The organism is Kluyvera intermedia, assembly GCF_021440345.1.
GTDB classification, from domain to species: Bacteria; Pseudomonadota; Gammaproteobacteria; order Enterobacterales; family Enterobacteriaceae; genus Kluyvera; species Kluyvera intermedia_A.
In genome coordinates this window covers 65,271-79,223 of the sequence record NZ_JAKCNS010000027.1, presented here as the reverse complement: position 1 = coordinate 79,223, position 13,953 = coordinate 65,271, and the positions used below count along the sequence as shown (strand labels likewise).

At 55.3% G+C, this 13,953-nt stretch carries 11 protein-coding genes; 7 read left to right on the top strand and 4 right to left on the bottom strand.

Translation table 11 applies throughout. From position 1 onward, the window contains the following. The first annotated feature begins 139 nt into the window (after nucleotides 1–139). Nucleotides 140–394, top strand: coding sequence for a YkgJ family cysteine cluster protein (locus tag LZ634_RS09055; protein ID WP_234504156.1), 255 nt, complete (start codon nucleotides 140–142; stop codon nucleotides 392–394). Here the strand turns inward: LZ634_RS09055 and setB are convergent. Then, nucleotides 391–1,572 carry a sugar efflux transporter SetB gene (gene setB / locus LZ634_RS09050; RefSeq protein WP_234504154.1) on the bottom strand — a complete coding sequence of 394 codons (1,182 nt, stop codon included), beginning with the start codon at nucleotides 1,570–1,572 and terminating at the stop codon, nucleotides 391–393. The genes LZ634_RS09055 and setB overlap by 4 nt on opposite strands. Before the next feature lie 362 nt (nucleotides 1,573–1,934). On the opposite strand from setB, the gene fruB reads away from it, so the two are divergent. The 3 genes from fruB to fruA are packed head-to-tail and all read left to right on the top strand — an operon-like array spanning nucleotide 1,935 to nucleotide 5,708. Continuing rightward, nucleotides 1,935–3,065 carry a fused PTS fructose transporter subunit IIA/HPr protein gene (gene fruB / locus LZ634_RS09045; protein WP_234504153.1) on the top strand — a complete coding sequence of 377 codons (1,131 nt, stop codon included), beginning with the start codon at nucleotides 1,935–1,937 and terminating at the stop codon, nucleotides 3,063–3,065. Then, nucleotides 3,066–4,004, top strand: coding sequence for a 1-phosphofructokinase (gene fruK, locus LZ634_RS09040; RefSeq protein ID WP_052285143.1), 939 nt, complete (start codon nucleotides 3,066–3,068; stop codon nucleotides 4,002–4,004). Between the two features lie 15 nt (nucleotides 4,005–4,019). Next, complete coding sequence (fruA, locus tag LZ634_RS09035; protein WP_234504150.1) at nucleotides 4,020–5,708, top strand: PTS fructose transporter subunit IIBC; 1,689 nt, start codon at nucleotides 4,020–4,022, stop codon at nucleotides 5,706–5,708. A gap of 84 nt (nucleotides 5,709–5,792) precedes the next feature. Here fruA and nfo read toward each other — a convergent pair whose 3' ends face one another. Next, entirely contained in the window at nucleotides 5,793–6,650 is an 858-nt protein-coding gene (gene nfo / locus LZ634_RS09030) for a deoxyribonuclease IV (protein WP_234504149.1), read from the bottom strand. 66 nt (nucleotides 6,651–6,716) lie between these two features. Next, entirely contained in the window at nucleotides 6,717–7,769 is a 1,053-nt protein-coding gene (locus LZ634_RS09025; protein ID WP_234504148.1) for a YeiH family protein, read from the bottom strand. A 118-nt stretch (nucleotides 7,770–7,887) separates the two neighbouring features. Between LZ634_RS09025 and yieE the strand changes: the two genes are divergently transcribed. The 3 genes from yieE to cirA all read left to right on the top strand — a co-directional run bounded on the left by yieE (nucleotide 7,888) and on the right by cirA (nucleotide 12,636). Further along, nucleotides 7,888–8,754, top strand: coding sequence for a DNA-binding transcriptional regulator YeiE (gene yieE, locus LZ634_RS09020; RefSeq protein WP_234504147.1), 867 nt, complete (start codon nucleotides 7,888–7,890; stop codon nucleotides 8,752–8,754). A gap of 134 nt (nucleotides 8,755–8,888) precedes the next feature. Then, nucleotides 8,889–10,358 carry an amino acid permease gene (locus LZ634_RS09015; RefSeq protein WP_234504146.1) on the top strand — a complete coding sequence of 490 codons (1,470 nt, stop codon included), beginning with the start codon at nucleotides 8,889–8,891 and terminating at the stop codon, nucleotides 10,356–10,358. Nucleotides 10,359–10,668: 310 nt separating this feature from the next. Further along, nucleotides 10,669–12,636 (top strand): catecholate siderophore receptor CirA, encoded by a 1,968-nt coding sequence (gene cirA / locus LZ634_RS09010; RefSeq protein WP_234504145.1) that lies wholly within the window; start codon nucleotides 10,669–10,671, stop codon nucleotides 12,634–12,636. A 113-nt stretch (nucleotides 12,637–12,749) separates the two neighbouring features. Here cirA and LZ634_RS09005 read toward each other — a convergent pair whose 3' ends face one another. Then, on the bottom strand, nucleotides 12,750–13,943 hold the full coding sequence (locus LZ634_RS09005; protein WP_234504144.1) for a glycoside hydrolase family 88 protein: 1,194 nt from the start codon (nucleotides 13,941–13,943) through the stop codon (nucleotides 12,750–12,752). Nucleotides 13,944–13,953 lie beyond the last annotated feature (10 nt).

Here is a 13,953-nt window from a genome sequence, read left to right as displayed (position 1 = left end):
AAAAGGGTGTCGAAAATATCGCGTAAAAGTACTCGTGCCGGGCGTTTCAGGCAAGAGGAATTAAAGGCTTTTGCTATCCCTGACTAAAAGGTGGTACTGTGCCCGACTGCTAACCCAATACCCGAACAGAGAGCCCGCGATGGAATGTCGTCCCGACTGCGGCGCTTGCTGCACTGCACCTTCTATATCCAGCCCCATTCCCGGAATGCCTGATGGCAAACCCGCCAATACGCCCTGCATACAGCTAGACGAGCGTCAACGCTGTAAAATTTTTGCGTCACCTCTACGCCCGAAAGTGTGCGCCGGGCTGCAGCCAGCACATGATATGTGTGGCGCAACCCGAATGGAGGCGATGACCTGGTTATTGCATCTGGAAGCGCTGACCGCGCCCTAAACGTCTTTAATCCGTACCAGACACGCCAGGGTGCTGACACACAGCACCAGCGCAATCCAGAAAACGGTGTGATAGTTCCAGATTTCTGCCACGACGCCGGCCAGTGAACCGGCAATTATCCAGCCGACGCGTGAAGTATTGGCATACAGCGTAGTGGCCGAACCCGCTTGTCCCGGCATCAGATCCTGAAAATAAAGCATCCCAATCCCGCCGAGAATCCCAATATAAATAGCGTTCAGCAGTTGCATCGCCAATAACAGCGCAGGGCTGTTAAAGGTCAGCATACCGATATAGAAGAGTAGACCGGCGACTGCCGCGATGCGCATCAGGAAACGCTTGCCGAGGTGTTTAGCAAAGTATCCGGCAATCAGCATGGTCGGGATTTCCAGCCCGGCGGCGGTACCCATCATTATCCCCGCTAGCTTCTCTGGCAAGTGCAGTTCGTTGATGATGTACAGCGGCATGTTGATGATATACAGGCTGTTAGTGCCCCACATCAGCGTACAAATCACACACAGCAGCAGGGTATCTTTGCGGTTAGAGCGTGGAGCCTGGATGCCGCCGCTGGCGGCGGCTTTTTCCTTGCGCATGGTGGGCAGGCAGAACCAGACCATCGCACCGCAGACGACAAAGGCTACAGCGGCGGACAGATACATGGTGGTAAAACCAAACCCCATCGCCAGCGCGTAGGCCAGCGGTGGGCCAATCACCCACGCCAGCGAGACCTGGGCACGCATGATTGAACTGAACATTACCGCTTCGCGGCCGGTTTTGTCGGCGTGTTCGCGGGCAAGAGCAAACATCTGCGGGTTAGCCGTAGAACCAAAACTGCTGAGGAACACGCCCACGAACAGCAAAATGAAGTAATTGCGGTTCCAGGCAAACAGCATGCAGGCCAGCACGCCCAGCAGGCAGCAGAAGACTATAAGGTTTTTACGGTCGCCGCGTTTATCGGAATAGCTGGCCAGAAACTGGCTGACAAAGATGCCAATGATGGCGCTACCGGTAAAAAAGAAGCCGACCATGGCCGGGCGAACATGGACTTCATTGCTAAGAAACAGGCTCAGCGTTGGCGTTTGTAGGGCACCCGCAATGCCGGTTAAAAATGCGACAATCAGAAACGAGGATGAGGTGAAATCAAACGATCGCCGTGGGGCGGCGGCGGTACTGTTTTGCATGTTGTTTTATCGGTCACTTTAGGAGAGCCGGGGAGTTTACGCCGCGACTCAGAAAATGAACAGTAACCTAAATCAAATTCGGCACTAAAAAATAAAAGACCATTTTAAAAAGTTAGCTTACGTCTTGCTGACGCTATTAGGAAACGGCACAACGCGCTTCAGCAGATGTGGCGATAATGCTAATGAAATGTGCAGTAGATCTGATTTTTGCGATCAAGTTTGCTGCATAACTTGCAGGCTGATTAAGAAAGGCACAAAATTATTGAAACGTTTCAGCGTCGTCTTCAGCACTTATCACGCTAAGTACGGCAATTTTTTCTCACTAAAGCTGAATCGATTCAATTCGAAAAGCGAGGGGAACCATGTTCCAGTTAACTGTTCAGGATATTCATCCCGGCCAGCAGGCCGCGAATAAAGAAGAGGCTATTCGGCAGGTTGCAGCGGCGCTGGTTAGCGCAGGCAATGTTGCTGATGGTTACGTTGCCGGCATGCTGGCGCGTGAGCAACAAACCTCCACTTTCCTCGGCAATGGCATTGCCATTCCGCACGGCACCACCGATACCCGCGATCAGGTGCTGAAGACCGGCGTGCAGGTTTACCAGTTCCCGCAGGGCGTGACCTGGGGCGAAGGGCAGATTGCTTACGTTGCGATTGGTATTGCCGCCAGCTCCGACGAACACCTTGGCCTGCTGCGTCAGCTGACGCACGTGCTGAGCGATGACGCCGTGGCTGAACAGCTGAAAACCGCCACCACCGCCGAAGAACTGCGTGCGCTGCTGATGGGGGAGAAGCTTAGCGAAGCGCTGAAGCTCGATAATGACATGCTGTCGCTTGATGTTGCCGCCAGCGATCTGGTCACGCTGCAGGCGCTGAACGCCGCTCGCTTGAAAGAAGCGGCGGCGGTTGATGCCAACTTTGTGGCTCGCGTTATTAACGAACAGCCGCTGAATCTGGGTCAGGGTATCTGGCTTAGCGACAGCGCGGAAGGCAATCTGCGCAGCGCTATCGCAGTCAGCCGTGCGGCCACGCCGTTCAGCGTTGGCGAGGCTCAAGCCGCCGTGCTGATCACCGTTGCGATGGCCGATGCCCAGCCGACAGCGGTGCTGAATCGCCTGGTTAACCTGCTGCTGGACAATAAAGCTGAACGTCTGCTGAAAGCGGATGCTGCCACCGTGCTGGCTCTGCTGTCCAGCGATGACGCTGTGGCTGACGATGCGCTGAGCGAAGAGTTCGTTATCCGTAACGAACACGGCCTGCACGCCCGTCCAGGCACCATGTTGGTGAATACCATCAAACAGTTTACCAGTGAAATTACCGTTACTAATCTTGACGGTAGCGGAAAACCAGCCAACGGACGCAGCCTGATGAAGGTTGTCGCGCTGGGTGTTAAAAAAGGACATCGTCTGCGCTTTACCGCTCAGGGTGATGATGCTCGTCAGGCGCTGGACGCCATTGGCGAAGCAATTGCTTCAGGCCTTGGGGAGGGCGCATAAATGAGCAGAAGAGTAGCCACAATTACCTTAAACCCGGCCTATGATTTGGTAGGGTTTACGCCAGAAGTTGAGCGCGGGGAAGTTAACCTCGTGCGCACGACCGGGCTGCATGCCGCGGGTAAAGGTATCAACGTTGCCAAAGTGCTGAAGGACTTAGGCATTGATGTGACCGTGGGCGGCTTCCTTGGCAAAGATAACCAAGACGGTTTTCAGCAGCTGTTCAGCGAGCTGGGGATTGCCAACCGCTTCCAGGTGGTGCAGGGCCGTACTCGTATTAACGTCAAGCTGACGGAAAAAGACGGTGAAGTGACCGATTTTAACTTCTCCGGTTTTGAAGTTACCCCGGCTGACTGGGAGCGTTTCGTTAACGATTCCCTGAGCTGGCTGGGTCAGTTCGACATGGTCTGCGTCAGCGGCAGTCTGCCAGCAGGCGTTAGCCCAGAAGCGTTCACTGACTGGATGACGCGTCTGCGTAGCCAGTGTCCGTGCATTATTTTCGATAGCAGCCGTGAAGCGCTGGTGGCGGGCCTGAAAGCCGCGCCATGGTTAGTGAAGCCAAACCGCCGCGAGCTGGAAATCTGGGCTGGCCGCAAGCTGCCTGAAATGAAAGACGTGATCGACGCCGCACACGCACTGCGTGAACAAGGTATCGCCCACGTGGTTATCTCACTCGGCGCAGAAGGCGCGCTGTGGGTTAATGCTTCCGGCGAGTGGATTGCCAAACCGCCTTCAGTTGAGGTTGTGAGTACAGTGGGTGCCGGTGATTCCATGGTGGGTGGCCTGATTTATGGTCTGCTGATGCGTGAATCCAGTGAGCACACCCTGCGTCTGGCAACGGCAGTCGCTGCGCTGGCGGTAAGCCAGAGCAACGTCGGCATTACCGATCGTACCCAGTTGGCCGCGATGATGGCGCGTGTCGACCTGAAACCCTTTAACTAACAGCGGGAGAGGCGTATGAAAACGCTGCTGATTATCGATGCTAAACTCGGACAGGCTCGTGCTTACATGGCGAAGACCCTGCTGGGTACAGCTGCGCAGAAAGCGCACCTGGAGTTGATTGATAACCCGAATGACGCCGATCTGGCGATTGTTCTGGGCTCTACTTTACCAGTCGATACTGCGCTGGTGGGCAAACAGGTTTACTTAGGCGACATCAACCGTGCGGTTTCGCATCCGGAACTGTTCCTGAGCGAAGCCAAAGCGCATGCCAAACCGTATGAAGCCCCGGCCCAGGCTGAACCAACGGCGACCGGCACGGTTAAGCGCATTGTCGCAGTGACCGCCTGTCCGACCGGTGTGGCACATACCTTTATGGCGGCGGAAGCGATTGAAACCGAAGCCAAAAAACGCGGCCTGTGGGTGAAAGTCGAAACTCGCGGTTCCGTGGGCGCGGGCAATGCGATTACGCCAGAAGAAGTAGCTGATGCTGACCTGGTTATCGTGGCCGCGGATATCGAGGTGGATCTGGCGAAGTTTGCCGGTAAACCGATGTACCGCACCACTACGGGTCTGGCGCTGAAGAAAACCGCGCAGGAGCTTGATAAAGCGATCGTTGAGGCGAAACCGTATCAACCTGCTGGTCAAAGCAAAGCGTCCACTGATGCGGCGAAGAAAGAGAGCGGCGGCGGGGCGTATCGTCACCTGCTGACCGGCGTTTCCTATATGCTGCCGATGGTGGTGGCGGGCGGTCTGTGTATCGCCCTGTCATTTGCCTTTGGTATTAAAGCCTTTGAAGTGAAAGGCACGCTGGCCGCGGCGCTGATGCAAATTGGCGGTGGTTCAGCCTTTGCTCTGATGGTGCCGGTACTGGCAGGTTTCATTGCCTTCTCCATCGCTGACCGTCCGGGTCTGACCCCAGGTCTTATCGGCGGTATGCTGGCAGTGAGCGGCGGTTCCGGATTTATCGGCGGTATCATTGCGGGCTTCCTTGCAGGTTACGTGGCGAAACTTATCAGCACCAAGCTGAAGCTGCCGCCAAGCATGGAAGCACTGAAGCCTATTCTGATTATCCCGCTGGTCTCCAGCCTGATTGTCGGTCTGGCGATGATTTACCTGATTGGTACCCCGGTTGCGGCACTGCTGAACTGGCTGACCCACTGGCTGCAAACCATGGGCACCGCGAATGCGGTACTGTTAGGCGCAATCCTCGGTGCGATGATGTGTACCGACATGGGTGGCCCGGTGAACAAAGCGGCATATGCCTTTGGCGTTGGTCTGCTGAGTACCCAAACCTATGCACCGATGGCGGCGATTATGGCGGCCGGTATGGTGCCACCGCTGGCGATGGGTATTGCCACACTGGTTGCACGTAGCAAGTTCGACAAAGGTCAACGCGAAGGCGGTAAAGCGGCGCTGGTACTGGGTCTATGCTTTATCTCTGAAGGGGCGATTCCGTTCGCGGCTCGTGACCCAATGCGCGTTCTGCCATGCTGTATCATTGGCGGTGCAGTCACCGGCGCTATCTCCATGGCGGTAGGCGCGAAACTGATGGCACCGCACGGTGGTCTGTTCGTGCTGCTGATCCCTGGCGCTATCACTCCTGTACTGGGTTACCTGGTGGCGATTGTTGTCGGTACGCTGGTGGCGGGCCTCTCTTACGCGGTGCTGAAACGCCCGGAAGGTGAAGTGGTCGCCAAAGCGTAAGTTTGTTAAGACGATAAAAAGGGCCGATGATTTGGCCCTTTTTTTACGTCCAGCAATTGTCGCCCGACAATAGAACACATTAACTCAGGCAGCGGCAGACTCAGTCTGCTGTGCCTTCAGCCACGCAATCTCTTCTGCCCAGATATCCGGATTAATGGTTTCCAGAATCAGCGGAATACCGTCAAAGCGGCTGTCCTGCATAATCCATCGGAAGGCGTCATGCCCGATATTGCCTTCACCCAAACTGTGGTGACGGTCAACCCGGCTGCCGAAGGCGCTTTTCGCGTCGTTCAGATGCATGCCGCGCAGATACTGGAAGCCAACGATGCGTTCAAAATCAGCAAAGGTCTCAGCGCAGGTTTCGGTGGTGCGCAGATCGTAGCCTGCGGCAAATGCATGGCAGGTATCGATACAGACGCCGACGCGAGATTTATCTTCCACGCCGTCGATAATCGCCGCCAGGTGCTCAAACTTAAAACCGAGATTGCTGCCTTGCCCGGCAGTGTTCTCAATCACCGCCGTCACCCCTTCAGTCTGGGCGAGGGCTATATTGATAGATTCGGCAATCCGCGCCAGACACTTATCTTCATCAATTTGCAGTAAATGGCTGCCCGGATGGAAGTTCAGCAACGTCAGCCCAAGCTGCTGACAGCGCGTCAGCTCGTCGATAAAGGCTTCGCGAGATTTTTCCAGCGCTTCTTCAACCGGATGGCCGAGGTTAATCAGGTAGCTGTCGTGCGGCAGAATTTGCGCTGAAGTGTAGTGATACTTTTCACATGCGGCTTTGAAATCGTCGATGATTTCCGTTGTCAGCGGTGCGGCGCGCCACTGACGCTGATTTTTGGTGAACAGGGCGAATGCGGTCGCTTCGATTTCCGCTGCCCGAATAGCGGCGTTAGCCAGTCCGCCTGCGGCGCTTACGTGCGCTCCAATGTATTTCATATCGTTAAACCCGCCATACTCAAAAAGGGAGAGTATAGCGGGTTAGGGTAGGGGAGTCGTGCTCCTTTATGCCATCACGGTATGGATGGCGAAGTTAATCGCACCGCCGCCTACAATCAGCCAGATGAACAGCACTAGCGCCATCAAGAGCGGTTTCGCACCGGCTTTTTTCAGCGCGCTGATATGGGTAGTGACCCCGAGAGCCGCCATTGCCATCGCCAGTAAAATAGTATCCAGCGTAATCAACATCTGCACCACGCTTTGCGGCAGCAGGTGGAACGAGTTGAAGATAGCCACCACGATAAACAGAATCGCGAACCACGGAATGGTGATTTTGCTTTTCTGCTCGGCGTTGGCCGGAGCCAGCTGTTTAACTCGGGCTGCCAGAATCAGCAGGAACGGAGCCAGCATCATGACGCGCAGCATTTTGGCAATCACCGCCGCGTTTTCCGCTTCCGGGCTGATGGCATGACCCGCGGCCACCACCTGGGCGACTTCATGCATGGTGGAACCGATATAGATGCCGTAGGTTTCCGGGCTAAACCAGTGTGCCACCAGCGGATACATGGCTGGATAGAGGAATATCGCCAACGTACCGAAGATAACCACCGTCGCCACGGCGACCGTCACTTTACTCGCCTCGGCTTTGACTACCGGTTCCGTTGCCAGAATCGCCGCCGCGCCGCAGATACTGCTGCCCGCACCAATCAGCCAGCTGGTGTGTTTGTCCAGGCCAAAGACTTTCTGACCGAGCCAGCAGGCCATCAGGAAGGTGCTGGAAAGCGTCAGCACGTCAATCACGATACCGCTGACGCCGACGTCAGCAATCTGCGAGAACGTCAGGCGAAAACCGTACAGGATGATCCCCAGCCGCAGCAGATGCTGCTTGGCGAAGATGACCCCACCGTCGCAGGACTGCCACAGTTTTGGATACACGGTGTTACCGATGACCATCCCGAACAGAATAGCCAGCGTCAGCGCACTCATTCCCGCCCCGGCAATGGCCGGAACGTTGCCTGCCCATATCGCCGCGCCGGTAATGACCGCGGTGAGCGCAAGTCCAGGAATAAAATGTTTGATGCTACGATGATGATGCGTCTGTAAGGTGACTTGTGTCATAACCTTCTCCTTTGTCTGGCTAAAAGGTTACGCCTGGCTGGCTTAAAGATAAAATTGATTATATATTTATAATTAATCGTAATAACTGGTAAGGGCGGCTCCGGCGGGCCGAAAAACTATGCATATCACGCTGCGTCAGTTGGAAGTTTTTGCAGAGGTGCTGAAAAGCGGCTCGACCACCCAGGCATCGCAGATGCTGGCGCTGTCGCAGTCGGCGGTCAGCGCGGCGTTAACAGACCTGGAAGGGCAGCTTAGCGTGCAGCTGTTTGACCGCGTCGGAAAGCGGCTGGTGGTCAATGAGCACGGGCGGTTGCTGTATCCGCGTGCGCTGGCGCTGCTGGAGCAGGCCAGTGAGATAGAACAGCTGTTTCGTGAAGATAACGGCGCTATTCGCGTGTATGCCAGCAGCACCATCGGTAACTATATTCTGCCGGGCGTGATTGCCCGTTACCGTAAAGACTTTCCCACGCTGCCGCTGGAGCTGAGTGTCGGTAATAGTCAGGATGTGATTAACGCGGTCGCTGATTTCCGCGTGGATATTGGGCTGATTGAAGGGCCGTGTCACTCTGCTGACATCATTGCTGAACCCTGGCTCGAAGATGAACTGGTGGTCTTTTCCGCTCCTAACAGCGCCTGGTTGCAAGGGGAGATTACGCTCGACACGCTGGCGAAAGCGCCGTGGATACTGCGTGAAAAAGGCTCGGGCACGCGGGAAATTGTCGACTATCTGCTACTTTCGCACCTGCCGCAGTTCCAGCTGGGCATGGAGCTTGGCAACTCTGAAGCAATCAAACATGCGGTTCGCCACGACCTCGGTATCAGCTGTTTGTCCCGTCGGGTGATTGCCGAACAGCTGGAAGCCGGTTCGCTGGTGGAGGTCAATATTCCGCTGCCGACCTTAAGCCGCACCCTGTGGCGTATCCATCATCGGCAAAAACATCTCTCCAACGCGTTAAGGCGTTTTCTTTATTACTGCAATACCTAAACCGGCGTGCGGATGCTTTACTTATAATAAGGGAGCGATCATGAAGCTCTCTTATAACTGCGCATTTCTGCCGTGAGATGCCCGAATCGTCTGTTACAATCGCGCCTCATTTTTTGGATGGATAGCATTTTCACATGGGTTCCGAAACAAAAACCACACAAGCGCCCGCGCTACGTCGCGAACTCAAGGCGCGCCATCTGACGATGATCGCCATTGGCGGTTCTATCGGTACAGGTCTGTTTGTCGCGTCCGGTGCGACAATTTCTCAGGCGGGCCCTGGCGGCGCGCTGTTTTCCTATATCCTGATTGGCCTGATGGTGTACTTCCTGATGACCAGTCTGGGCGAGCTGGCGGCGTACATGCCGGTATCCGGTTCTTTTGCGACCTATGGCCAGAATTACGTCGAAGAAGGCTTCGGCTTCGCGCTGGGCTGGAACTACTGGTACAACTGGGCAGTGACCATCGCCGTTGACCTGGTAGCGGCACAGCTGGTGATGAACTGGTGGTTCCCGGATACGCCGGGTTGGATCTGGAGTGCGCTGTTCCTGTGCGTCATTTTCCTGCTGAACTACATCTCGGTTAAAGGCTTCGGCGAAGCAGAGTACTGGTTCTCGCTGATTAAAGTCGCCACCGTGATTATCTTTATCATCGTCGGTATCATGATGATCCTCGGTATCTTCAAAGGGGCGCAGCCGGTTGGCTGGAGCAACTGGACAACGGGCGATGCACCGTTTGCCGGTGGGTTCTCCGCGATGATTGGCGTGGCGATGATTGTCGGTTTCTCCTTCCAGGGTACCGAACTGATTGGTATTGCGGCGGGCGAATCTGAAGATCCAGAGAAGAATATTCCGCGCGCGGTGCGTCAGGTATTCTGGCGAATCCTGCTGTTCTATGTGTTCGCGATCCTGATTATCAGCCTGATTATTCCGTACACCGATCCAAGCCTGCTGCGCAACGATGTGAAAGATATTTCCGTGAGCCCGTTCACGCTGGTGTTCCAGCATGCCGGTCTGCTGTCTGCGGCAGCCATAATGAATGCGGTTATCCTGACGGCGGTACTGTCAGCGGGTAACTCCGGGATGTACGCGTCTACCCGTATGCTTTACACCCTGGCCTGCGATGGCAAAGCGCCGCGCATTTTCTCCAAACTGTCTCGCGGTGGTGTGCCACGTAATGCGTTATACGCGACGACCGTGATTGCTGGCCTGTGCTTCCTGACGTCGATGTTTGGTAACCAGACGGTATACCTGTGGCTGCTGAACACCTCCGGGATGACCGGCTTTATCGCCTGGTTGGGGATTGCTATTAGCCACTATCGCTTCCGTCGCGGCTACGTGATGCAGGGGCATGACATCAATAATCTGCCGTACCGTTCAGGGTTCTTCCCGCTGGGGCCGATCTTTGCCTTTGTCCTGTGTCTGATTATTACGTTGGGCCAGAACTATGAAGCATTCCTCGCCGACACCATTGACTGGGGCGGCGTGGCGGCAACCTACATTGGTATCCCGCTGTTCCTGATTATCTGGTTCGGCTATAAGCTGTCTCGTGGTACGCACTTCGTGAGCTACAGCGAAATGCACTTCCCAGAGCGCTTTAAGAAATAATTCTCCATTCTTACAACGCATCATAAACCTCTCCCCGGAGAGGTTTTTTTATGTCTTCCATTCATGGGATTGACACTGTTTATTACGTCCTGACATAACTTTAAATAACATTAATTGATAATTGTTATCATTACGTTTATCATCTTCTCCCATACAAAAGGATGAAGCCACTTCCTCTCCTGGCTGGATAACAGGCTGAGGGGACTAGCCACATCTGCAAAAAATAGGCCGCCGGTCAGCGGCTTCGAAGTAGCACGTGTGAGTAAAACCTCTTTGTTTTAATTCAGTATTAACCTCATGGAGAAATGGAATGTTTAGGTTAAACCCCTTCGTTCGGGGCGGGCTGTGTGCGTCCGTAATGTCCCTGGCGCTGCCTGTCGGTGCTGCAGATGATAATGAAGTTATGGTCGTTACGGCGGCTGCCACCGAGCAAAGCGTGAAGGATGCGCCTGCCAGCATCAGCGTTATTACTCAGGAAGATCTGCAGCGTAAGCCGGTGCAAAATCTGAAAGATGTGCTGAAGGAAGTCCCGGGCGTACAGCTCACCAATGAAGGGGACAACCGTAAAGGGGTCAGCATTCGCGGCCTCGACAGCAGCTACACCCTGATTCTGATTGATGGTAAGCGCGTGAATTCGCGTAACGCCGTCTTCCGTCACAACGATTTTGACCTGAACTGGATCCCGGTTGACGCCATCGAACGTATCGAAGTGGTGCGCGGCCCGATGTCCTCACTGTACGGCTCGGATGCGTTGGGCGGCGTGGTGAACATCATCACCAAAAAAATTGGCGCGAAGTGGACGGGAACCATCACCGCGGACAGCATCATTCAGGAACACCGCGATCGCGGCGATACCTGGAACGGCCAGTTCTTTACCTCCGGCCCGCTGATTGACGGCCTGCTGGGGATGAAGGCCTTTGGTAGCTTGTCGAAACGCGAGAAGGACGATCCGCAGACCTCCAACACAACGGCCACCGGCGACACGCCGCGTATCGAAGGCTTCACCAGCCGCGATGGCAACGTTGAGCTTGCCTGGACGCCAAATGAGAACAACGACATCACTGCCGGGTATGGCTTTGACCGCCAGGACCGCGAATCCGACTCGCTCGACCGCAACCGTCTCGAGCGCCAGAACTACTCCTTAAGCCATAACGGACGTTGGGATCTTGGTACCAGCGAGCTGAAGTACTATGGCGAGAAAGTGGCTAACAAGAACCCAGGCAATGCCAGCGAAATCACCTCCGAAAGTAATACCATCGACGGTAAATACGTGCTGCCGCTGGGCGTGATTAACCAGCTGGTGACCTTTGGCGGCGAATGGCGCCACGATGAGCTTAAGGATCCGGTAAACCTGACCGGCGGCTCCAGCAGCAAAACGTCCGCCAGTCAGTACGCGCTGTTTGTTGAAGACGAGTGGCGGATCTTCGAACCGCTGGCACTGACCACCGGTATCCGTATGGATGATCACGAAACCTACGGCGATCACTGGAGCCCGCGTGCTTACCTCGTCTATAACGCCACCGACACGGTGACGGTAAAAGGCGGCTGGGCGACGGCATTTAAAGCACCATCGCTGCTGCAGCTGAGCCCGGATTGGACGACCAACTCCTGCCGCGGCGGCTGCCGCATCGTTGGTAGCCCGGATCTGAAGCCGGAAACCAGCGAAAGCTTCGAAGTGGGTCTCTACTATCAGGGAGAAGAGGGCTGGCTGGACGGTGTTCAGGCAAGCGTGACCACCTTCCAGAATGATATTGACGATATGATCAATATCAACCGTACCCGTGATAAGAACGCGGCGCCGGGCTATCCGAACTTTGTCGGTTTTGAAAACGGTGTGCCGGTATTCGCCTACTATAACGTCAACAAAGCGCGTATTCGCGGCGTTGAATCCGAGCTGAAGGTGCCGTTTGGCGATGAATGGAAAGTCACGCTGAACTACACCTATAACGATGGCCGCGATTTGAGCAACGGTGGCGACAAGCCACTGCAGGAGCTGCCGTTCCATACCGGTAATGGTCGTCTCGACTGGACGCCGGTGCAGGACTGGTCATTCTACCTGGCGGCAAGCTATACCGGTCAGCAGCGCGCAACCAGCGCAACGGCTAAAACACCTGGCGGTTATACCACCTGGGATCTCGGCGGTGCATGGCAGGCAACGAAAGACGTCAAACTGCGTGCCGGCGTGCTGAACCTCGGGGATAAAGACCTCAACCGTGACGATTACAGCTATAACGAAGATGGCCGCCGCTACTTTATGGCGGTGGATTACCGCTTCTAAGCTGTTCTTTTCGCATGCACTAAACCCGGGGCGCTTTGCTTACCCGGGCTACATAAGAGGGTTATCCCTTCTCGTAGCCCGGGCCAGCGAAGCCCCCGGGAACTCACCGTATATTACCAGTAGCTATGCCAGTTCTTTGTGGCGCGGGTTATCGCTTCCATCAGGAAGTAATCTCCCCAGCTACAGCACTCGTCAACGCCCACATCGCCTTTGAAGTAATAGACCGAATGCTCCAGCAGCCCTTGTCCCGGCGCATGTTCCCGGTTGACGTAGTCGTCGAGCATATTGCCAATCATCCGCAGCGCTAAGGTTTCATAACTTTCTCTATCCGGATGGGTTAACGGAAGATGTTTTACCAGCTCCAACAGGGCGCAGGCGACAATTGCTGCCGCCGAGCTATCGCGTTCACTATCAGGGGCGGTGAGCGCCAGATCCCAGTAGCAAATCAGATCGTCGGGAAGACGGTTAAGGTAATAGTTTGCCAGCGTCTGGCTCAGCTCCAGCAGCCGTTTGTCGCCGGTATGCAGGTAGTTCAGCAGGAAACCGTAAACCCCCCAAGCCTGACCACGCGCCCAACATGAGTCATCGGAAAACCCCTGGTGCGTGTTGCCGAAACGCGGCGCACCGGTCTCCACATTCATATACCAGGTATGGAACGTGGAGCCATCCTCGCGCACGATATAGCGACGAGCCTGCTCAATATGCTGTTTCGCCGCAGCTGCATAGCGCGGGTCGCCGCTGGCCTGACTCGCCTGATACAGCAGCGGCAGGTTCATGTTGCAGTCGATAATCATCCGGCCTTGTTGCTCTGGGTTATTCAGTTCTCCCCACGCCTGAATAATTCCCGCTTTCTCGTTGTAGCGCTCCATTAGCGCTTCGGCGGCGAGTAGGGCAATGTAACCGGCCTCGCGGTTACCGGTCAGACGCTGGCCCGCCACGCAGGAGAGGCTGTAAAGAAAACCCAGGTCGTGGTGATTGGTGTGATCGCGGTTGATGATTCGCTTGCCGAAGGAATGGATATGCTGCTCGGCCAGCGCGCGGTAGTGCGCCTCACCGGTCCATTCGTAGGCTAACCATAGTTGCCCGGTCCAGAAGCTGGTGGTCCATTCAATGTTATCAATCACCGGATAGAGACCGTTTTCGCAGGCGGCATCCGGGAAACGCTGACCGAAATAGTCGGCGTTAGCGTCGATGGCTTTCAGCAATGAGGGCATTATCCGACGGATTTTCTGGCTAATCTCTTCTCGCTCTCCTGGCTTCAGGGTATGCAAAGCCAGGGGTTCTTTGTTGATCGTTTCAGAGGTCATGCGGTGCTAT

What these genes read in the sequence shown, in the direction of transcription:
- LZ634_RS09055 (WP_234504156.1), top strand. Translation starts at nt 140, where the DNA reads ATGGAATGTCGTCCCGACTGCGGCGCTTGCTGCACTGCACCTTCTATA.
- setB (WP_234504154.1), bottom strand. Translation starts at nt 1,572, where the DNA reads ATGCAAAACAGTACCGCCGCCGCCCCACGGCGATCGTTTGATTTCACC.
- fruB (WP_234504153.1), top strand. Translation starts at nt 1,935, where the DNA reads ATGTTCCAGTTAACTGTTCAGGATATTCATCCCGGCCAGCAGGCCGCG.
- fruK (WP_052285143.1), top strand. Translation starts at nt 3,066, where the DNA reads ATGAGCAGAAGAGTAGCCACAATTACCTTAAACCCGGCCTATGATTTG.
- fruA (WP_234504150.1), top strand. Translation starts at nt 4,020, where the DNA reads ATGAAAACGCTGCTGATTATCGATGCTAAACTCGGACAGGCTCGTGCT.
- nfo (WP_234504149.1), bottom strand. Translation starts at nt 6,650, where the DNA reads ATGAAATACATTGGAGCGCACGTAAGCGCCGCAGGCGGACTGGCTAAC.
- LZ634_RS09025 (WP_234504148.1), bottom strand. Translation starts at nt 7,769, where the DNA reads ATGACACAAGTCACCTTACAGACGCATCATCATCGTAGCATCAAACAT.
- yieE (WP_234504147.1), top strand. Translation starts at nt 7,888, where the DNA reads ATGCATATCACGCTGCGTCAGTTGGAAGTTTTTGCAGAGGTGCTGAAA.
- LZ634_RS09015 (WP_234504146.1), top strand. Translation starts at nt 8,889, where the DNA reads ATGGGTTCCGAAACAAAAACCACACAAGCGCCCGCGCTACGTCGCGAA.
- cirA (WP_234504145.1), top strand. Translation starts at nt 10,669, where the DNA reads ATGTTTAGGTTAAACCCCTTCGTTCGGGGCGGGCTGTGTGCGTCCGTA.
- LZ634_RS09005 (WP_234504144.1), bottom strand. Translation starts at nt 13,943, where the DNA reads ATGACCTCTGAAACGATCAACAAAGAACCCCTGGCTTTGCATACCCTG.